Source organism: Desulfoferula mesophila, from assembly GCF_037076455.1.
GTDB classification, from domain to species: domain Bacteria; phylum Desulfobacterota; class Desulfarculia; order Desulfarculales; family Desulfarculaceae; genus Desulfoferula; species Desulfoferula mesophila.
In genome coordinates this window covers 2,553,492-2,571,366 of record NZ_AP028679.1, presented here as the reverse complement: position 1 = coordinate 2,571,366, position 17,875 = coordinate 2,553,492, and the positions used below count along the sequence as shown (strand labels likewise).

21 protein-coding genes are annotated in these 17,875 nt (G+C 61.9%); 11 read left to right on the top strand and 10 right to left on the bottom strand.

Annotation, left to right across the window (positions count from 1 at the left end; all coding sequences use genetic code 11):
* The first annotated feature begins 25 nt into the window (after nt 1-25).
* Genes AACH32_RS11600 through AACH32_RS11590 form a run of 3 tightly spaced genes read left to right on the top strand, consistent with a single transcriptional unit; the run spans nt 26 to nt 1,429 of the window.
* A complete protein-coding gene (locus tag AACH32_RS11600; RefSeq protein WP_338599503.1) occupies nt 26-523 on the top strand; it encodes an acyl-CoA thioesterase in 498 nt (165 codons plus the stop codon).
* Entirely contained in the window at nt 520-930 is a 411-nt protein-coding gene (locus AACH32_RS11595; protein ID WP_338599500.1) for a threonyl-tRNA synthetase editing domain-containing protein, read from the top strand. Before AACH32_RS11600 ends, AACH32_RS11595 begins: the two co-directional genes overlap by 4 nt.
* A gap of 49 nt (nt 931-979) precedes the next feature.
* On the top strand, nt 980-1,429 hold the full coding sequence (locus AACH32_RS11590; protein ID WP_338599498.1) for a rubredoxin-like domain-containing protein: 450 nt from the start codon (nt 980-982) through the stop codon (nt 1,427-1,429).
* Between the two features lie 7 nt (nt 1,430-1,436).
* Here AACH32_RS11590 and AACH32_RS11585 read toward each other — a convergent pair whose 3' ends face one another.
* The 8 genes from AACH32_RS11585 to AACH32_RS11550 form a co-directional block, all read right to left on the bottom strand.
* Nucleotides 1,437-2,591, bottom strand: a complete 1,155-nt coding sequence (locus tag AACH32_RS11585; protein ID WP_338599495.1) for a protoglobin domain-containing protein — start codon at nt 2,589-2,591, stop codon at nt 1,437-1,439.
* A 149-nt stretch (nt 2,592-2,740) separates the two neighbouring features.
* Nucleotides 2,741-3,139: a VOC family protein gene (locus tag AACH32_RS11580; protein WP_338599492.1), complete on the bottom strand. Its 399-nt coding sequence runs from the start codon at nt 3,137-3,139 to the stop codon at nt 2,741-2,743.
* Between the two features lie 250 nt (nt 3,140-3,389).
* Nucleotides 3,390-4,910, bottom strand: a complete 1,521-nt coding sequence (locus tag AACH32_RS11575; protein ID WP_338599490.1) for a tripartite tricarboxylate transporter permease — start codon at nt 4,908-4,910, stop codon at nt 3,390-3,392.
* A 30-nt stretch (nt 4,911-4,940) separates the two neighbouring features.
* Nucleotides 4,941-5,414: a tripartite tricarboxylate transporter TctB family protein gene (locus AACH32_RS11570; RefSeq protein WP_338599487.1), complete on the bottom strand. Its 474-nt coding sequence runs from the start codon at nt 5,412-5,414 to the stop codon at nt 4,941-4,943.
* A 58-nt stretch (nt 5,415-5,472) separates the two neighbouring features.
* The gene (locus AACH32_RS11565) at nt 5,473-6,453 is read right to left on the bottom strand and encodes a Bug family tripartite tricarboxylate transporter substrate binding protein (RefSeq protein WP_338599485.1); all 981 of its coding nucleotides are present in this window, start codon (nt 6,451-6,453) and stop codon (nt 5,473-5,475) included.
* Nucleotides 6,454-6,560: 107 nt separating this feature from the next.
* Complete coding sequence (locus tag AACH32_RS11560; RefSeq protein WP_338599482.1) at nt 6,561-7,526, bottom strand: 3-hydroxyacyl-CoA dehydrogenase family protein; 966 nt, start codon at nt 7,524-7,526, stop codon at nt 6,561-6,563.
* A gap of 13 nt (nt 7,527-7,539) precedes the next feature.
* On the bottom strand, nt 7,540-8,406 hold the full coding sequence (locus tag AACH32_RS11555) for a 3-keto-5-aminohexanoate cleavage protein (RefSeq protein WP_338599479.1): 867 nt from the start codon (nt 8,404-8,406) through the stop codon (nt 7,540-7,542).
* 356 nt (nt 8,407-8,762) lie between these two features.
* The gene (locus AACH32_RS11550; RefSeq protein ID WP_338599476.1) at nt 8,763-9,779 is read right to left on the bottom strand and encodes a LacI family DNA-binding transcriptional regulator; all 1,017 of its coding nucleotides are present in this window, start codon (nt 9,777-9,779) and stop codon (nt 8,763-8,765) included.
* Nucleotides 9,780-10,244: 465 nt separating this feature from the next.
* On the opposite strand from AACH32_RS11550, the gene AACH32_RS11545 reads away from it, so the two are divergent.
* From AACH32_RS11545 to AACH32_RS11535, 3 genes are read left to right on the top strand one after another with little or no spacing between them, the layout of a single operon-like run.
* Nucleotides 10,245-10,667 (top strand): hypothetical protein, encoded by a 423-nt coding sequence (locus AACH32_RS11545; protein ID WP_338599473.1) that lies wholly within the window; start codon nt 10,245-10,247, stop codon nt 10,665-10,667.
* Nucleotides 10,668-10,671: 4 nt separating this feature from the next.
* Nucleotides 10,672-11,061: a protease inhibitor I42 family protein gene (locus AACH32_RS11540; protein WP_338599470.1), complete on the top strand. Its 390-nt coding sequence runs from the start codon at nt 10,672-10,674 to the stop codon at nt 11,059-11,061.
* Nucleotides 11,058-11,648 carry a molybdopterin-dependent oxidoreductase gene (locus AACH32_RS11535; RefSeq protein ID WP_338599467.1) on the top strand — a complete coding sequence of 197 codons (591 nt, stop codon included), beginning with the start codon at nt 11,058-11,060 and terminating at the stop codon, nt 11,646-11,648. Before AACH32_RS11540 ends, AACH32_RS11535 begins: the two co-directional genes overlap by 4 nt.
* A gap of 67 nt (nt 11,649-11,715) precedes the next feature.
* Here the strand turns inward: AACH32_RS11535 and AACH32_RS11530 are convergent, their stop codons facing one another.
* Both AACH32_RS11530 and AACH32_RS11525 read right to left on the bottom strand, forming a co-directional pair.
* On the bottom strand, nt 11,716-12,057 hold the full coding sequence (locus AACH32_RS11530) for a cupin domain-containing protein (protein WP_338599465.1): 342 nt from the start codon (nt 12,055-12,057) through the stop codon (nt 11,716-11,718).
* Nucleotides 12,054-12,260, bottom strand: coding sequence for a hypothetical protein (locus AACH32_RS11525; RefSeq protein ID WP_338599463.1), 207 nt, complete (start codon nt 12,258-12,260; stop codon nt 12,054-12,056). The genes AACH32_RS11530 and AACH32_RS11525 overlap by 4 nt, the downstream gene beginning before the upstream one ends.
* Nucleotides 12,261-12,420: 160 nt before the next feature.
* Between AACH32_RS11525 and AACH32_RS11520 the strand changes: the two genes are divergently transcribed.
* The 5 genes from AACH32_RS11520 (at nt 12,421) to qrcC (ending at nt 17,858) form a co-directional block, all read left to right on the top strand.
* Entirely contained in the window at nt 12,421-13,359 is a 939-nt protein-coding gene (locus tag AACH32_RS11520) for a UDP-glucuronic acid decarboxylase family protein (protein WP_338599460.1), read from the top strand.
* A 5-nt stretch (nt 13,360-13,364) separates the two neighbouring features.
* The gene (locus AACH32_RS11515; protein ID WP_338599457.1) at nt 13,365-13,832 is read left to right on the top strand and encodes an NUDIX hydrolase; all 468 of its coding nucleotides are present in this window, start codon (nt 13,365-13,367) and stop codon (nt 13,830-13,832) included.
* A gap of 272 nt (nt 13,833-14,104) precedes the next feature.
* Nucleotides 14,105-14,659: a menaquinone reductase multiheme cytochrome c subunit QrcA gene (gene qrcA / locus AACH32_RS11510; protein WP_338599455.1), complete on the top strand. Its 555-nt coding sequence runs from the start codon at nt 14,105-14,107 to the stop codon at nt 14,657-14,659.
* A gap of 30 nt (nt 14,660-14,689) precedes the next feature.
* Nucleotides 14,690-17,008 (top strand): molybdopterin-containing oxidoreductase family protein, encoded by a 2,319-nt coding sequence (locus AACH32_RS11505; protein ID WP_338599453.1) that lies wholly within the window; start codon nt 14,690-14,692, stop codon nt 17,006-17,008.
* A 40-nt stretch (nt 17,009-17,048) separates the two neighbouring features.
* A complete protein-coding gene (gene qrcC, locus AACH32_RS11500; RefSeq protein WP_338599451.1) occupies nt 17,049-17,858 on the top strand; it encodes a menaquinone reductase iron-sulfur cluster-binding subunit QrcC in 810 nt (269 codons plus the stop codon).
* The last annotated feature ends 17 nt before the right edge of the window (nt 17,859-17,875 follow it).

Here is a 17,875-nt window from a genome sequence, read left to right as displayed (position 1 = left end):
CCTGACAGGTCAAAAAGGGATTGTCATGCAAAGTAAACACGTCAGTGACAGCAGCGTGGTGATGGCCGTGGTCATGCAACCGGCGGACGCCAACCCGGCCGGCAACGTACACGGCGGGATCATCATGAACAACATCGACTCCGCAGCGGGGGTGGTGGCCCTGCGCCATGCGGCGGGCAATGCGGTAACCGCCAGCATCGACCGCCTGGATTTCCACAACCCGGTTTACGTGGGCGAGCTTTTGTTTCTCAAGGCCTGCATCAATCTGGTGGGCAAGAGCTCCATGGAGATCGGGGTTCGGGTGGAGGCGGAAAACCCCCAAAAGGGCCAGGTGCGCCACGTAGCCAGCGCTTATCTCACCTTCGTGGCCCTGGACCGGGACAAGCGTCCGGCGCCGGTGCCGGGCCTGATATTGGGGACCGACGAGGAGCACCGCCGCAACTCCGAGGCCATGAGCCGCCGCGCCATGCGTCTGGCCGAAAAGGAACAAGAGAAGCGCAGCCGCCGCCAGAGCAAGCCGTGAAGCTTTTGATGTTCTATGCGCCCAGCTTTTGGCACCGCCCCTTTGCCAAGTCGCTGGAGGATGCTCCCGAAGCGCCGGGGGAGGGCGAGGCCCGTGAAGCGGTGGTGGTGTTTTATCACGCCGAGGCCGAGGACCAGGGACGCGAGTCCAAGGTGCTCAGCAAGATGCTCAAGAACATTAAGTGGCTGGCCGGCAAGTTCGCCACCAAACGGGTGGTGCTGCACTCCTTTGGCCATCTCTCCACCAGCAAGGCCCCTCCAGAGTTGGCCCAAGAGCTGGCCGGCCGGGCGGCCCAGCGCCTGGGCGAGGCCGGCTACCAGGTCAGCGCCACGCCCTTCGGCTATTTGAACGAATGGAAGATGCACGTGGCAGGGGAGTCTCTGGCCAAGGTGTTCAAGGATATTTGAAAGGAGCCCCATGAGCCCCGCCCCGCACCCGCAACTAAAGGAGGCTTTTGTGAACGCCAGTTTGGCCCGGGCCAGGCTGGAGATGTTCGCCCAGCAGGCCCGCAGCCAGGGGCGGGAGGGACAGGCGCAGTTCTACGACGCCCTGGCCGCATCCCTGAAGGTGCACACCCGGCGCTTTCTCATGCTCATGCGGGGCAAACTGGGCGACGGCGCGGCCAACCTGAAGGAGACGACCGGGGAGATGCTGCCCGGTCTGCTGCGCAAATACGCCGAGCTGGTGGCCGTGGCCGACCAAAACGGCAAAGGCGTGGCCGGCACCGCCCTGGACCAGTCGGCCCGGGTGGCCCAGCGACAGGGGGAGTTGGCCCAGGCCTGGGACCAGGAGGACGCGGGTTCCTATCTGGTCTGCTCCATATGCGGTTGGGTGGCCACCGGCGAAGCGCCGGAGCGCTGTCCGGTGTGCGGCGCGGTGCAAGAGAAATTCCAGCCAGTTTCCTAGAGAGAGCCTACTCCACCGGCGGTGCGGGCAGGCTGAGGCGGCACACGGCCCCCCCGCCGGGCCGGGGGTCCAGGCTGAGGCGGCCCAGGTTGCGCCGGGCGGCCAAAAAGACGATGGGCAGGCCCAGGCCGGTACCCATGGGCTTGCTGGAGTGGAAGGGGCTAAGGATGTCGTCCATGTGCATGGGCTCGGGGGTGTTGCCGTTGTTGCGAATGGTCAGCTTGACCCTGTGCCCGTCCGGGTCCGGCCCCGTGGCCACCTCCAACAAGGGGTCTTGCTGGTCGGCCGCCTCGGCCGCGTTTTCGAGCAGGTAACACAGCATGGCCTCCAGGTCCTGGGGGTCGCAATACACCTTGTCATAGCCGGGGGCCAGTTCCGGCTGCCACGCCATGTCTTCCATGAGGCCCCGCTGCACCACCCAGCGGTGGGCCAACGCCAGGAACTCGCCCAGGTCGCACACCTTGGCCAGCGGCTCTTCCTGGAACAAACCGGTGTACATGGAGATATCGCCCATCATGCGCTCCAGGCGCTCGTTCTCCTTGAGCACCATCTCGTAGGCGATATAAGCCGGGCTGCCCGGTTCGGTCTTTTTTTGCAGGCGGCGGATGCTGCCGCCGATGATGGTGATGGGGTTGCGCACCTGATGGGCGATACCCTCGATCATGCGCCGGTCGCAACGGAAGGTGGTGGTGATAAAGGAGTCGGTGGCCACCAGCACGCAAAAGTCGAGCATGCGGTCCACCACCTCGATCACCGCCTCTTGCTCCTCCACCGGAATCTCTTGGCTCACCAGGCGGTGACAGAACTGGCGGGCCATGGCGTAGCCCAGGTTCACGAAGCGCTGGTCCAGGTTGAGGCGCACGTGGCGCACCCCGCTGTTCCACAGGTAGTTCAAAAACCCGGCCGAAAACTCTTCCTTGAACAAGGCGTGGAACCAAGAGCCCAGCACCTTTTCCAGGTTGGGTAGATACTCCCCCTGCTCGATGATCTGCTTGGTGCGGGCGATGCCCAGGAAATACCCGCAGAATTCCCGTCCGAACTCCTCGCTGTGCTCCAGGAAGATTTGGCGCCAAGGGGCCAGGCGCTCCTGGGCCCGGTCGTCGAGTTCGAGTTTTTCCAGGAAGAAATTCAGGCGCTCAATGGGGACAGGTTCCTGGTTCATTACCGCCGCTCTCGGTTATTAGGATTGACTATTGACCTTCATTTTAGAATAAGCGGCCCGGGCCCCTGGAGCAAGCACAAGCCTCATGGAATCTGCCCCGAATCCAGACCCAAATTTCACCGTCTGCCGCTCTCTGGGCAACCCCCTGCCTAGGGCTCGGACAGCTCCACGGTCAGGCCGTCCAGGGCGCTGGTGTCGAGAAAGGCGATTCGTTTACCGCGCAGCCCCATCCTGGGCGCGGTATCGCGCAGGGCGATGCCCCGCGCGTTCAACGATTGCATGGCCTGGTCTATGTCCTCCACCTCCACGCAGAAATGGTGCACCCCGTTGCCCCGTTGCTCCACGAACTGGCGCAGGGGACCGGCCTCGCTGTAGTCCTGTAAAAATTCCAGGGCCAGCCCCTCCAGTTGCAGCACCGCCACCTTCATTTTCTTCTCGGGCACGTCCTTGATGGGCGGTACATCCTTCTCGAAGAGACCGGCGAACACGGCCAGGGTTTGTTCGATATTCTCAACCGCGATACCCAAATGTCCTATTTTGCGCAACATGCCGCTACCTTTCGGTTATGAAGCCGGTTACAGAAAAAGCCCCTGGTGCCGGCCCCTGGGAAGCCCCGGTCGCCGTGGTTTGTTCCAGATTTCCAAAAGAATTGGCGATCGGTACGGCTGGTGGCGGCGCTGGTCAATGGCCAAAGTCCCTTGCTTGCCCCTTCGCGGTGCCCCACGGTAGTAGGCTCGGCTCCCCTGGCAATGGGGTTATGCGTTATTGCGGGGAGCCGAGCCTATATATGAGCCTGTGTCAGTCGTCCAATAGATGGGTGGCGCTGTTGGCGCTGATCTTGTGGCGCAAGGCCTGGATTACAATCCACAGGATGCCCACCGCCGCCAGCCCTAGGAAAATTCCGGAGATGGGGTGGGTCACGAAAATGGTCAGGGAGCCGCCGGACATGAGCATGCTTTGGCGGAAGGAGTTCTCCAGTATGGGCTCCAGCATGAAGGCGATGAGCATGGGAGCCAGAGGGAAGCCGTTGCGCCGAAGCAGGTAGCCCAGCAGACCGAAGATGACTACGATCCACACGTCGAACAGGTTCTGGTTGAAGCCGTAGGCCCCGAAAAAGCAGAAGGCCAGCACCGCCGGGAAAATATAGCCCTTGGGGAGCATAACCACCTTGCTGGCGAACTTGATGAAGAAATTGGCAATTATAAAGTTGAAAATGTTGGCCACCATCAGGGCCATGAAGATGGCATAGATGGTGGAGATGTTTTCTTTGAACAGCATGGGGCCGGGGTGCAGACCCTGGATCATGAAGGCGCCCAGGAGCACGGCCGCGCCGATGTCGCCGGGGATGCCCAGGGTGAGCAGGGGGATCAGGTTGGCGCCGCACACGGCGTTGTTGCCGGCCTCCGCGGCGGCCACCCCTTCCAGGGCGCCCTTGCCGAAGCGCTCTGGGTGCCTGGATATCTTCTTGGCCTGGGCATAGCCGGCGAAGGCGGCAATGGAAGGCCCAATGCCGGGTATGGCTCCCAACATAGTTCCTATGCCGGTGGAAAGCAGGATGGGCGGCACGCAGGCCTTGAACTCCTTTCCCGAGACCCGGTTGTCGTCTCTATTCTTGGAGCGGGCGAAGAACTGGGCCACTTTACCGATGCCAACCGACTCGGTGTTGATCAAAAACTCGGAAACGGCGAAGAGGCCGATGAGCATGGGGATCAAGGAGATGCCTTCATCCAGCTCGGGAAAGCCGAAGCCGAAGCGCCGCACCGCCGTGACCGAGTCCAGACCGATGGTGCCGATGATGAGGCCAATGGCCCCCACGATGAGGCCCTTGATCATGGATTCGCCGGACACGGTGGTGATGATTAAAAGGGAAAGGCAGATAAGGGCGGCCATCTCCGGCGGCCCCATCTTGAGTGCTATCATGGCCAGGGGAGGCGCCACCAGGATCAGGACCAGGTCGCTCAGGGTGTCGCCCATCACCGACGAGTAGATGGCCATTTTCAAGGCCTTGACCGATTTGCCCTGCTTGGCCAGCTCGAAACCATCCAAAACCGTGGCCGCCGCCGCCGGGGTGCCCGGGGTGTTCAACAATATGGCGGGAATGGACCCGCCGCAGTTGCCGCCCTTGTAGGCCCCGACCAACAGACCAACCGAAACCACGGGGTCCAGAGAGAAGGTCATGGGGATGATCAGGGCGATGGCCATGGTAGCGGTCAAGCCCGGGATGGCTCCCAGGACTATGCCCAAAAACACACCAAAGAAGACGCCGGCAATGACATGAAATTGAAAGAACATGTCGATAGCGGCCATCAAGTGTTCCATGTTGTTTCTCCGGGATAGGTACCGTCTAGCTCAGAACAAAAGGCCGTCGGGCATGACCACTTTCAACGCTTGCACGAACAAGAAGTAGATGAAGCCCAAAAGGACGACCAAAAACAGCAAAATCCCCTTCCAACTCCTCACCCCGAAATAAATGAGCAGGACGGTCATGGCCAGGGCCGTGCTGACAAAAATGCCCAAGATGCCGGACAGCAGCGCATATACGCAGGCAATGCCCGTGCAGAACAGGCCTCGCATCAGCGGTTGCCAGGAGGTGTATTGCTCCTTAAGGGGCTGCGCATCCTTCTTCAGGCTCAGGTAGATCAAAATCGCCGACAAAAACCCGAGCAAGCCTGCCGTGACGTAGCAAAACAGCCTAGGCGAAAGCGCCAGAAGCACTACGTTGCGGTGTAATTCAACCTGATTGGGTGTGATGTAGAACGCGAGCGTCAACGAAAAGACCAGCATTATAAGGCCGGCCCAGGTATCGTTATTAAACTTCACCATACCAGGGGACTCCTCGGCCTTGGCCGGGGGAGGGTGCCCCCGGCCAAGATTCTGTCAATTACTTAGACTGCTCGTATCCCAGGCCTAGGCTGTTAACCAGCTTCCTCTTTTCAGGCACGGACTTCTTGATATAGGCTTCGAATTGGGCCTTGTTCAGGTCGAAGGGGAGCATTTCCAGCTTGTTGAGAAGGTCCAGGAACTCCTTCTCGTGGGCGGCCTTGGTAAAGGCTTTGGTTATGAAGGCCACCACCTCGGGAGGCATGCCCGCCGGACCCGCAAGACCGGGACCTGAAATCACCTCGTAGTCATAGCCAAGCTCCTTGAGCGTCTTGACCTTGGGGAAAGCCGGAATGCGCTGGCCGCCCAGGACGGCCAACAGGCGCAGCTGACCGGACTCGACGTAGGGCTTCCATTCGGTGGCCTGGGCGCAAGCCATCACGTGGCCGCCCAGAAGGGCGGTAACCGCGGCTATGCCGCCCTTGCAGGGGATGTGGGTCCATTTAATCCCCTTTAACTGGGCCAGGTACTCCATGGCCAGGTACTGGGCCGAACCGGTGCCCGCCGTGGAATAGGTCACCTTGCCGGGGTTGGCCTTGGCGTAGTCCAGGAACTCATCCAAGGTCTTCCAGGGGCTGTCTGCCTGGACCACCAAACCGTATTGCCAGAGGGCGTAAAGCAGGATGTAGGTGAAGTCCTTCTCGGGATCATAGCGCACCTTGCGCAGGAAAGGGGTGCGGGTGAGCACGCCGGTGGAGACGATGCCCAGGGTGTAGCCGTCGGGCTTGGCCTGGGCCAGCAGCTCGTGCATCAGCACGCCGCCGCCGCCGGGTTTGTTCACCACCACGATGGGCTTGGGGAAGTCTTTCTGGGCCAGGTTGGCCAGCATGCGGGCGGTCACGTCGGTAGAGCCGCCGCCGCCATACGGAATGAGAAGGTTGACGGGCTTTTCCGGGTAGGCGGCAAAGGCCGGACCCGCGAAGGCCAGACAGACCAGAAGCAGGCTTCCCAGGACGATTCTCAAAAATCGACTATCAGACATATCTCTCCCTCCTAGTGAGAAATTGATGCTGGATTGGTTAACTTCTTGCCATCAGCAAAATCGGTTGCTCCCCATCTTCCTTGCCGGCGGCGGTGTTGGCCGTTCGCCTAAAGCAGGCGCTTTTTGTCCAGGCAGAACTGCAGGCTGTTCACCACCTTGAGCAGGTAGCGGTCGCGGTCCTTGATCACTTCCGCCTTGTCGCGGCCCTCGTAGTCGTATACGCCGATGCCCGTCTTGATGCCCAAGTGGTTCTTTTTGACCCGGGAGACCACGAACTCGGGCTCGGTGTCAAAGGGGGCGTCCACGAAATCTTCATTGTGCAAATTGGCGTAGGTGAGGTCCAGTCCGGTGAAGTCGTAGCGCTGCGCCAGCCCCAGCACCATCATGCGCGGCGCGATGCTGGCCTTGACCGCCATGTCCAGGTCTTCCGGGGTGACGTAGCCGTTGTCCAACAGGAAATAGGTCTCGCGTCCCAGGATGCGCAGCAGGCGGTTGATGATGAAGCCGGGAACGTAGTTTTTGATGAGCACGGGCTTTTTCTTGAGCAGTTCCAAGAAGCCCATGGTGAACTCCACCACCTCGGGCAGGGTCTGGTCGCCCTGCACCACCTCTATGAGCGGCAGCACCTGGGGCGGGGCGAACCAATGCACGATGATGGTGCGCGGCAAACGCGCGGGTACCATCAGCTCGAAGATGTTCAAGGTGGAGGTGTTGCTCCAGATTATGGCCTCGGGGTCGGCCAATTGGTCTATCTGCTCGTAGACCGCCTTCTTGATGGGGCGTTTCTCGCTTACCACCTCCACCACGATCTGGGCGCCCTTGACCGCTTCCTCCATGGAGTCCACGAAGGTGATCTTGTCCAGGGTTTTCTCGAGATCCTCGGGCTGGGCCTGGCCCGCCTCGATGAGCAGGTCCAGGTTGTTGGCGATCACCTGCCTTGCCAAGGGATAGCTGTCCTGGTTCAGGTCGTATCCGCTCACCGCGAAGCCCGCATGCGCCAAAACCTGGGAAATGCCAGGCCCCATGGTGCCCATGCCGATTACGGCGATTTTCTTTAGGTCCTTGGTCTCCATTGCGCTACAACTCCTAGGCTGCCACGGGATCGAGGCCGAAATAGGCCCTGGTCTCTTCAGGGGTGGCTGGTTCCTTGCCCAACTCGCGGGCTATGCGTACTATGCGCGCTACCAACTGGGCGTTGCTCTCAACCGGCTCTCCCTTGCGGTAGTAGAGGTTGTCTTCCATGCCCACCCGCACGCAGCCACCCAACAGCATGGACATGTTGGCCATAGTGGTTTGGGCGGAGCCGACGCCGGTCACGTTGAATATGGTGTCCGGGGGCAGGGCCTTGACGATGGAGTAGAGGGTGTCCGGCGTGGCCGGTTCGGCCCCCTGGTAGCGCATGCCCAACACGATGTTCACGTAATAGGGCTTGGCCACCAGACCTTCCTCGATGACCCGGCGCACGTCCACCAGCATGGCGTGGTTGAACACCTCCATCTCCGGCTTGACGTTGTACTTGGCCATCTCGCGCACGTAGTGGTCGATCTCCTCGGGCATGTTGGACCATGCCGTGCCCTTGTAGGGCCCGCCGATGCGCATCAAGGAGCCCATGTTCAGCGAAGCCATTTCCGGGCCGGTCTTGAGGCACTGAATGCGCTCTTCCTGGCTCAAGTTGGGGCCGCCGCCTGTGGAGTCCTGGATGATCATGTTGCACTTGGCGCGGATGCGGTCGTGGATGTCTTGGTAGATGTCGGTATCGGCGGTGGGCTGGCCGTCCTTGCCCCGGGCGTGGATGTGGCAGATGGCCGCGCCCTCGTTGAAGCAATCATAAGCCGACTGGGCGATCTCGTCCGGCTGCTCGGGAACGTTGGGATTCATGCTCTTGGAGGACATGGCCCCGGTTTGGGCCACGGTGATTACGACTTTGTTCTTGTCTAGCGGTCGTGATTCCATGCCTGTTTACCTCGGTTCGTAAGCGTGACTGCGACAGGTCGGTGGACGATTACGCAAACGTTTGCGTTAATGGGCGAAAAAAAGGAGGCCCCGGGCGAACCCGAACTCCTCTACACACATTCTCGGAAAACGGAAAATGCGCTCCGTTTTCCTAACTTTTCCTCTGAATGCCGGAGCGGAAAGCCGCTCATGCCCTCTCCCTTGGATAGAGCCAGGATCAAGGTGGAAGCATCAGAACACAAACGTTTGCGTAGAGTCAAGGGCAATGATCGGCGCTAACTGTTGGGGCCCCGAGGTGTCTCCCGGGACGCATCGGGAGCCCCTGGGCGCTCCCTTTTGCCTTGGTTTGGGGCCTACTACGCGGCTTCGGGGTTGATTCCGGTGGATTTGCGGACGGTGAACTGGGCGGGTATTGCGTGGACCTCTCCAGGCGCCTCGCCGGTTTCGATGAATTCTATTAGCATGGCGGCGGCGGCGCTTCCCACCCCCACGACCGGCACGTGGATGTGGGTCAAGGGAGGTTCGTGCAGGGACAGGATGTCCGAAGCGCAGGTGACGATCACCGAGAGATCTTGAGGTATGCGCAGGCTGCGGGCCTTGATCTGGTTGAGCGCCCCCATGCTCAGGGAGTCGTTGGTGCAAATCAGGGCGGTGGGCGGCTCGGGCATGTCCAGCAGCTTGCCGGTCAGGCGGAAGCCGTCGGTCACCGAAAAATCGCTGTAGGGCGTGTACTCTTCGCGGATCTCAAGGCCGTGTTCGTTCATGACGTCACGGTAAACCTCCAGGCGCTCCACCGAGTACTTGGAATTGCGGTGCCCCAGAATATAGGCGATGCGGCGGTGCTTCAGGCCCACCAGGTGGGTGAGGGCCTGATAATTGGCTTCATAGTTGTCCGAGGTAGTGCTCATGGGGTTGCCCGGCGAGTCTTTGACAAAGCCGGGCACGGCCACGCAGGGGATGTTCTGCTTGGCTAGGTCAAAAATCCTCTGGTCGTCATAATGGTTGCCCACCACGATGACTCCATCGACCTGGCGGCGATGATAGGGGATGGCGTAGCTGTTTTTCTCGTTGATGATCAGCATCAACTGATATCCCCTCTGGGTGGCCATGGAACTGATGCCCAGGAGGATGTGCGAGTAATAGGGGCTGGTAAAGGTGTATTCACAGGTACGGGGGATGATCAGCCCGATGACGCCGACCCGTTTGGCGACCAGGGCCCGGGCCGATGAATTGGGGTAGTAATCCAACTCCTTGGCCAACTGGACGATCTTTTCCCGCATGGCCTCGCTGACTCCCTTTTGTCCATTGAGAGCCCGCGAGACCGTGGAATATGAAACATTTGCCAGCTTGGCGATTTCTAAAATTGTTGACATTTATAATACTTATACCATCCAGGCAGCCTAGGCGCCATACCGGCCAAGCCGACTTATTGCCACGGCCCAAGCGTAGCGAGGCTAAGGCATTTCTTAAGCCCCGAGTTAAAGTCTGGCTCTACCTGCTTGGCTGGTTGAAACCACTAAGATGCAAAACTGGTTGAGGCCGACAGGCGTATTCGCTTCCAGGCCATTCTTTTCCCCAGCCTAAGGCGCCGTCAAGCGCTAACCGGCGATTTGCGGCTGATCGCCGGCCTCCCGGGCTTGCCCGGCAAGGCCGAGCCGCTCAGCCGGCTGCGCGAAACTGTCACAATTGGAATCCGGGAACGTTTCAGCATCGTTCTTTTATTGACGTTATAATTTAAACATGGGTTTACTCCGAGGCCGCCGTCAGGTGGCCGCCGGAAATTTCGAGACCAGGGAATCGCCCCCAAGGACGCCTATTTTTTTACAGCGAGGACGGCCATGGAAGACAAAAGAAACATCCATTTGAAAGTGCAGGAGCTCTGCGACTGCTTTGCCACCACCGACTATTTGGAGGAGATGTCCAAGCTGGCCCAGGACCAGGACCAGGACGAGGCGGCCCTCAAGTGGCTGGCCCTGAGCGTTTTGCACGCGGTCAACGCGGGAGCCAAGAAGATCAGCTTGTTCCAGGCTCCCAGCGGCGAGATCACGGTGCAGGCCAAGTACCGGGCCAGCACCCTGCCTTCTCCGGGACCAGAGATCGGCCCCAAGGTCATCGAGGCGGTGCGGGCCATGACCCACGCCGAGGGCGACAAGATCAAGGCGCTGTTGGCTCTGGGGGTGCGCAACGACAACCTGGAGGTCAAGGTCAAGACCGAGAAAGAGGATGGCGGCCTGCTGCTCACCCTCAAGTTCCCGGAGTAAGGACTTGCCGCGCCGTTGTATGAGCGTCCTGGGCGCCCTGGGTTTGTTGCTCATCGCCGCCACGGCCTGGGCTGGGGGTCCGGTGCAGACTTTGGTGCTCAAGGAGGGCCAGGTTTTCCAGGTGACCCTGGCCGCCAACCACACCACCGGCTACAAGTGGATGCTGGCCAAAATGCCCGACGCCAAGGTGGTGAAGCTGGTCAACAGCGAGTACGTGCCTGCCAAGCCCCAGGCGCCGGACGGCAAGGCGCCGGTGGGCGCCGGCGGTCAGGAGGTCTGGGCCTTCCAGGCCGTGGGGCCGGGTCGGGCCATGATTGTGCTCAACTATGCGCGGCCTTGGGAAAAGGACAAGAAACCCGCCAAGAGCCGCAGCCTGGAGGTGGAGGTGAGATGAGCTATTTGACCAGCCATCGCATGCCGGTTTTTCGGGCCGGGGGATGGCCCACCATCGGCCCGGAGCAGTGGCGTCTCAAGGTGGACGGCTTGGTGGATCGGGAGCGCGAGTACGACCTGTCCGCCATAAGGGCCTTGCCCCAGAGCGAGGTGGACGCCCGGCTCACCTCGGTGTCGGGCTTCAGCCTGCGGGCTCGCTGGCAAGGGGTGCTGTGGCGCGACTTCGTGGCGCAACTTGAGTTGTTGCCGGGGGCCAGCCATGCCACCTTCACCAGCCAGGGAGGGGGCTACACCACCACCGTGAGCCTCAAGGACCTGGACCACCCCAGGGTGATGCTAGTGCTGGGGGTCGAGGACGAGCCGCTGGAGAAGGATTACGGCGGCCCCCTGCGCATGCTTGTTCCCCACCTGTGGGGCTATAAAAGCGCCAAGTGGCTGGAAAGCATCACCCTGGGCGAGCGGATGCTGGGCGGTTTTTGGGAAGACCGGGGCTACACCCGGGAAGGCACCATCGAACCGGGGGTGACCCTGGACCTGAACACCGGGGAGCGCCGGGCCATCCGGGGCGGCGAGGTGACGGAGTTCTGAACCGCCGCCAAGCGAAACGAAAAGCGGTCCGCCGGGGGGCGGGCCGCTTTTTTGGCTTGGTTAGACTCTAGGCGCGGGGCGAGTAGCGGTTGGGCTCGGCGAAAACGTCTATCACCTGGGAGGGCGCCAGCGTCGTGGCCCCGTGGAGCACGCCGGCCGGGATGCTGTAGCTCTGGCCGCTGCGATAGATTTCGGTCTTATCTCCGATGGTCAACTCCAACTCGCCGGACACCACGATGCCCCATTGGGCGCCATGGCTGTGCAGGGGCACCGAGGCCCCGGCGGGCAGGTCGAAAAAGACCGCCTGGCCCTGGGGGGCGGCCAAAAGGTAGGCGGTGACCCCCTTGAGACCCAGGGCCGCCTCGGGCAGGGATCTGATGAAATCTGAAAAAGGCGCTTGGTTGCTCATGCGCTGGCCGCTCTCGCCGCTTCCCGCTTGCGCTCTTTGTAATGGAAGTGGACCAGGCACTGCTCGCGGAATTTGCAATAAATGTCCGGGTCCGAGCAATGGGGGTCGTTTTCCAGGCAATCCAAGCAGTAGCCGTGGCTGTATTTTTGGCACATGGCCACCGACTTGCGGTCAGGATGGTTGCGGCACGTTTCCCCGGCCATTGCTCACCTCGCTGGCAAAAATGATTATGCATTAAATTTTTAGCATGGCCGGGGGTATTCGGCAAGTTCAGCGGCCTTGACCTGTCACCGCGCCTCTAGGATAATGCGGCCAGCATCGGACATTTAAACCGCATCCCTCGCGGGGCGGGAGGAAAAATAGTTGAAACGCATATTGGTCACCGGCGGGGCCGGTTTCATAGGCTCCCATCTGGTCGATTCCCTGCTGGCGCAAGGCCACGAAGTGTTGTGCCTGGACAACTTTTTCACCGGCGACAAAAGTAACGTGGCCGGGCACCTGGGCAATCCCCGTTTCGAGTTGGTGCGCCACGACGTGGTGGAGCCCATTCTGCTGGAAGTGGACCAGATCTACAACCTGGCTTGTCCCGCTTCCCCGGTGCACTACCAGTTCAATCCGGTCAAAACCGTGAAGACCAACGTGCTGGGCACCTTGAACATGCTGGGCCTGGCCAAGCGGGTGGGCGCGCGCATCTTGCAGGCCTCCACCAGCGAGGTGTACGGCGACCCCAAGGTGCACCCCCAGACCGAGGGCTATTGGGGCAACGTCAATCCCATAGGACTGCGCTCGTGCTACGACGAGGGCAAGCGCCTGGCCGAGACCCTGATGATGGACTACCACCGCAGCAACAAGGTGGATGTTCGCATCGTGCGCATCTTCAACACCTACGGGCCGCGCATGGCGGTGAACGACGGCCGGGTGGTGAGCAACTTCGCGGTGCAGGCCATCAAGGAAGATCCCATCACCATCTACGGCGACGGCAAGCAGACCCGCTCCTTCTGCTACGTGGACGACCTGGTGGCCGGCATGATCGCCATGATGGAGGCCGAGGAGTTCATCGGTCCGGTGAACTTGGGCAACCCCTCGGAGTTCACCATGCTGGAACTGGCCGAAAAGGTCATTAAAATCAGTGGATCGCGCAGTCAACTGGAGTTTAAGCCCCTGCCGCCCGACGACCCAACCCAGCGCCAGCCCAACATCGCCTTGGCCCGGGAAAAGCTGGGCTGGAGCCCCAAGGTGGCCTTGGAAGAGGGGCTGCCGTCCACTCTGGAGTATTTTCGCTCGGTCCTGGAGCGGGATTAGCCCTCGTGGGCCGACATTATCCCGAACTGCCGGTGGTGGGCGTAGGGGCGGTGGTCCTGAGCGGCGACCAGGTCCTGCTGGTCCAGCGGGGCAGGGAGCCCTCCAAGGGCATCTGGTCCATACCCGGCGGCGGGGTGGAGCTGGGCGAGAGCCTGGTCCAGGCCTGCGCCCGGGAGGTGGCCGAGGAAACCTCCCTGGATGTGGAGGTGGGGCCCGTGGTGGAGGTGATCGAGCGCATCCTGCACGACTCCCAGGGGCGAGTGGAATATCACTACGTGCTGGTTGACTTTTTGTGTTACGCGCTCCCCCTGGAGCCCACCGCGGGCGACGACGCGGCCGCCGCCTTGTGGACCGGTCTGGAGGGGCTGGATGGCTTTAAGCTGACCCCCGACACCCACAGGGTGATTCTCAAGGCGGCCCGCCTGGCCCAAGGCGAAGGAATAAGCTCCGATTTTGGCGGGGATGTTTGTTGACAGGGCCCGCGTTTAGCTGCTATTTTGCTCCAGTCCTGGTCGGACTTGTTTTTTGGCCGGCCTTTGTGCCGGAAAGGACAAGTTCACCCGCTGAGGCAAGGGTTGGTTGTACCTGACCATTTTTAGTATCGGCCGCCGCCGGAGACCCATGACCGGCGGATGGGTCGCAAGTCTGTTTGAGGCAATCGAGAGTAGCGAGAGGCAAGGATCTTATGTCATCGCACCAGCAAGGAAAGAAACAGCGGTCGCGTGCGGACTGGATCCTTCTCTTCGTGGGACTGGTGATAGGCTCCGCCTTCGGGTTCTGGGCCACCCCCACCATTCTCTACGCGGAGAAGGCGCAGCCGTTGCAGTTCAATCACAAGCTGCACTTGGAGCAGGTCAGCGACAGTTGCAAGTCCTGTCACACCCTGCGGGAAGACGGCTCATTTTCGGGCATTCCCAGCATCCAGAGCTGCAAGGAGTGTCACGAGGCGGGTTCGCTCATGGGCGATGGGAAAAATGAGGCGGCTTTTGACGAGTACCTGAAGAAGAACCAGCCCATTCCCTGGCTGGTGTACTCCCGTCAGCCCGACTGCGTGTTCTTCTCCCATGCGGCCCACACGGCCAGCGCCGGGTTGGAGTGCGCCCAGTGCCACGCCGACCACGGCCAGACCACCAAGCTGCGGCCTTATGAGTACAACCGCCTCACGGGTTACAGCCGGGACATCTGGGGAACCGGGCCCATCGGCTTGGGCGGACCGCCCCACCGCATGAAAATGGACGACTGCGCCAAGTGCCATAGCGAAAACGGCGTTAACCGCGCCTGCTTCGTTTGCCACAAATAGGCGTCGGCTGGATGCTAAGGAGACACCCTTATGCAATGGGATAGACGAGCATTTATCAAGCTGGCCGTGGGTGGAGTACTGGGCGTGCACGCAAGCCCCCTGGTGTATAAGCTCATGGACGACACCGCCATCTGGACCCAGAACTGGTCTTGGGTTCCGGTGCCCGAGGACGGTGCGGTGGCCTTCGCCAACGTGGTCAACCCCCAGACCGGCACCGGCGCCAAGGCGCGGCTGGTGCAGGGCAGGGTGGACGGCACCCGGGCCATCCGGGTGGAGGGCAACCCCGAGCACCCCTTGAGCAAGGGCGGCGTGATTCCCCAGGACGCCTCGGCCCTGCAACTGCTGTATAACAACGACGTCCGGGTGACCGCCCCGCTTTTGCGCAACCGGGCCACCGGGCGCTACAGCAAGCTGAGCTGGCCCGAGGCCCTGGACATCCTGGCCGGCAACCTGGCCGAGATCGTCAGGCAGGGCACCCCGGAAAAAATCGCGGCCCTGGGCCAAGACCCCGAGAGCGCCACCGGCCAGCTGTTGCTGAGCCTCATGGCCGCTTTGGGATCGCCCAACCTGGCCTTCACCCCCAGCGCCAGCGAAACCCTGGCCCTGGCCGGCTTGGCCATGATGGGCCAGACCGACCTGGGCTTCGACCTGGCCAACTCCGACTACGTGGTTTCCTTCGGCACCCCGCTGTTGGAAAACTTCGGTTCGCCGGTGGCCACCCGCAAGGCCTTTGCCTCCTGGCGTGGCTTCCCCAAGAACAAGAGCTTCTTGGCCCAGGTGGAGTCACGGGCCAGCGTCACCGCCAGCCAGGCCGACCTGTGGCTGGCCTGCCGTCCGGGCACCGAAGGAGCCTTGGCCCTGGCCATGTGCTCCATCATGATCCAGCAGGGTCTCTACGACCAGGCGGCGGTTAGGGCCTCCTTCGGCTTTAAGGACGAAGGCGACTTCAAGGGCTTCAAGAGCCACGTGCTCAACACCTACCGCCCCGAGCAGATGGCCCAACTGGCCGGGGTGCCCATGGAAAAGCTGGTCAAGCTGACCACGGGCTTCGCCAAGGCCAAACGGGCCGTGGCGGTCTGCGGGCCCGGCAACTCCGGCGATCCCGGGCGCATGTACGACTTCATGGCCGTGTTGGCCTTGAACGCCCTCAAGGGCAACATCGGCAAGCCCGGCGGCGTGCTGGTGCAGCAGCCACTGCCGCTCAAGGCCATCGGCGCCAGCACCATCACGGGCAACGTGCAGCCTTTGGTCAACCCGGCCCGTGGTTTGGACACCAACAACCCCGACGCCCTGGCCAAGGCGGCTCTGGAGGGCAAGCCCTACAGCCTCAAGGCCCTGCTTCTGGTGGGCGGCAACTTCATCTACAACGGCCCCCAGGCCGGGGTGATGGAGGAGTTGGCCCGCAAGACCCCCTTCGTGGTGGCCCTGACCCCCTTCATGGACGAATCCGCCGCGGTGGCCGACCTGGTTTTGCCCACCACCCATTGGCTGGAGGGCTGGGGCGACAGCACCACCCCCTACGGCAGCCCGGTGGCTTCCTACGGCCTGCACCGCCCCCTGATCAAGGCGGTGCCCCAGGCCAAGGACGCGGGCGAGGTCCTGTTGCAGGTGGCCTCGCGCCTGGGCGGCAAGGCGGCCCAGGCACTGCCCTTCAAGAACATGCAAGAGGTCCTGGCGGCCCGCACCGAGGCCTTGGGCGACTTCGAGCAGTTGGCCGAGCAAAGCTTCTGGGTGCAGGAAAAGCCGGCCTACGGCCCGGTGAAGTACCGCACCCCCAGCGGCCGCTTCGAGTTCTTCAGCATGAGCCTGTTCAAGCTGATATCCAGCCGGGCGGAAAACGCCGGCATGCTCCAGCGCATGGTGGCCAACCTGGGCGTGGGCGGCGGTTTGGAGGCGGCTTTCCTGCCCCACTGGGAGCCCCCGGCGGCGGCCCAGGATCTGGGCACCGGCATGCCTCTACTGCTCACCGCGGCGGCTTCGCTGAGGACCACCTGGGGCGGCGACGCCATCACCCCCTACATGGTCAAGGTCTTGCCCGACACCATGCTGGCCGACATGGACAAGCTGGTGGTGGAAATGAACCCCGAAACCGCCCATGAGCTGCACCTGCACGAGGGAGACCTGATTCGGGTGGACTCGGTGGCCGGCAGCCTTACCGCCAAGCTGAGCCTGTTCGCGGGCGCCGCTCCCGGCGTGGTCTACGCGCCGGTGGGCCTTGGGCACAGCGCCTTCGGCTTCCAGGTGGAGGGCAAGGGCATGAACTTCAACCGAGCGGCCAAGGTGACCACCGATCCGATGAGCGGTCTGCCAGTCTGGGAGCTGACCGCGGTTAGCGTCGAGAAGGTGTAGGTTAGTAGCTATGTGGCGAAAAGACGTAATGAGATTCGGCATGGTCATAGACCTGGACAAGTGCACCGGTTGCGGCGCCTGTTCGGTGGCCTGCATGAGCGAAAACAACATCGGGGTCTTGCACGACGAGACCGACAAGATCCGCTCCATCACCTGGATGCGGGTCTATCAGATCGACAACGGCAAGTCCTTCCCCGACACCGAGGTGGCCTTCATCCCCCGGCCCTGCATGCACTGCCAGGGCGGCACCTCCGGCACGCCGGGCCAGGCGTTTTTCCAGGAAGACCCCATGGAGGAGGCGGCCCACACCCCCTGCGTGAGCGTGTGCCCGGCCACGGCCACCGACTATGACGAGGAAACCGGCATCGTCAGCCAGATTCCCACTCGGTGCATCGGCTGCCGGTACTGCGTCGCGGCCTGTCCTTACCACGCTCGTTACTTCAACTGGTACGACGTGCCTTGGCCCAAGGGAACCCCCCGCGCCCTGAGCCCCTTTGTGAGCCCGCGCATGCGCGGCGTGGCCGAAAAGTGCACCTTCTGCTACCAGCGTTACCAGGCCGCCCGCAACAAGGCCCTGGTAAGCGGCGGCGAAGTGGGCGAGATGGATTACCAGACCGCCTGCACCGAGGCCTGCCCCTCCGGGGCCATCACCTTCGGGCAGCTGCAGAACCCCAAGCACAAGGTGCACCAGCTGATCTCCAGCGAGTACACCTTCCGTTTGTTGGAACGCCTGCACACCAACCCCAAGGTGTATTACATGTCCAAGCGGGAATGGGTGCGCAAAAAGGCCGACAACTATGTAACCCGCCACAATAAGTTTGCCCAGGCCGCCCCTCAGAGCGGTCACTAGCAATAGGCGAGGTCAAC

Excerpts from the sequence above, each read along its gene's own strand:
- qrcC (WP_338599451.1), top strand. The coding sequence starts at position 17,049 with ATGGTCATAGACCTGGACAAGTGCACCGGTTGCGGCGCCTGTTCGGTG.
- AACH32_RS11565 (WP_338599485.1), bottom strand. The coding sequence starts at position 6,453 with ATGTCTGATAGTCGATTTTTGAGAATCGTCCTGGGAAGCCTGCTTCTG.
- AACH32_RS11560 (WP_338599482.1), bottom strand. The coding sequence starts at position 7,526 with ATGGAGACCAAGGACCTAAAGAAAATCGCCGTAATCGGCATGGGCACC.
- AACH32_RS11535 (WP_338599467.1), top strand. The coding sequence starts at position 11,058 with ATGAGCTATTTGACCAGCCATCGCATGCCGGTTTTTCGGGCCGGGGGA.
- AACH32_RS11505 (WP_338599453.1), top strand. The coding sequence starts at position 14,690 with ATGCAATGGGATAGACGAGCATTTATCAAGCTGGCCGTGGGTGGAGTA.
- AACH32_RS11545 (WP_338599473.1), top strand. The coding sequence starts at position 10,245 with ATGGAAGACAAAAGAAACATCCATTTGAAAGTGCAGGAGCTCTGCGAC.
- AACH32_RS11585 (WP_338599495.1), bottom strand. The coding sequence starts at position 2,591 with ATGAACCAGGAACCTGTCCCCATTGAGCGCCTGAATTTCTTCCTGGAA.
- AACH32_RS11550 (WP_338599476.1), bottom strand. The coding sequence starts at position 9,779 with ATGTCAACAATTTTAGAAATCGCCAAGCTGGCAAATGTTTCATATTCC.
- AACH32_RS11600 (WP_338599503.1), top strand. The coding sequence starts at position 26 with ATGCAAAGTAAACACGTCAGTGACAGCAGCGTGGTGATGGCCGTGGTC.
- AACH32_RS11555 (WP_338599479.1), bottom strand. The coding sequence starts at position 8,406 with ATGGAATCACGACCGCTAGACAAGAACAAAGTCGTAATCACCGTGGCC.
- AACH32_RS11530 (WP_338599465.1), bottom strand. The coding sequence starts at position 12,057 with ATGAGCAACCAAGCGCCTTTTTCAGATTTCATCAGATCCCTGCCCGAG.
- AACH32_RS11525 (WP_338599463.1), bottom strand. The coding sequence starts at position 12,260 with ATGGCCGGGGAAACGTGCCGCAACCATCCTGACCGCAAGTCGGTGGCC.
- AACH32_RS11580 (WP_338599492.1), bottom strand. The coding sequence starts at position 3,139 with ATGTTGCGCAAAATAGGACATTTGGGTATCGCGGTTGAGAATATCGAA.
- AACH32_RS11570 (WP_338599487.1), bottom strand. The coding sequence starts at position 5,414 with ATGGTGAAGTTTAATAACGATACCTGGGCCGGCCTTATAATGCTGGTC.
- AACH32_RS11575 (WP_338599490.1), bottom strand. The coding sequence starts at position 4,910 with ATGGAACACTTGATGGCCGCTATCGACATGTTCTTTCAATTTCATGTC.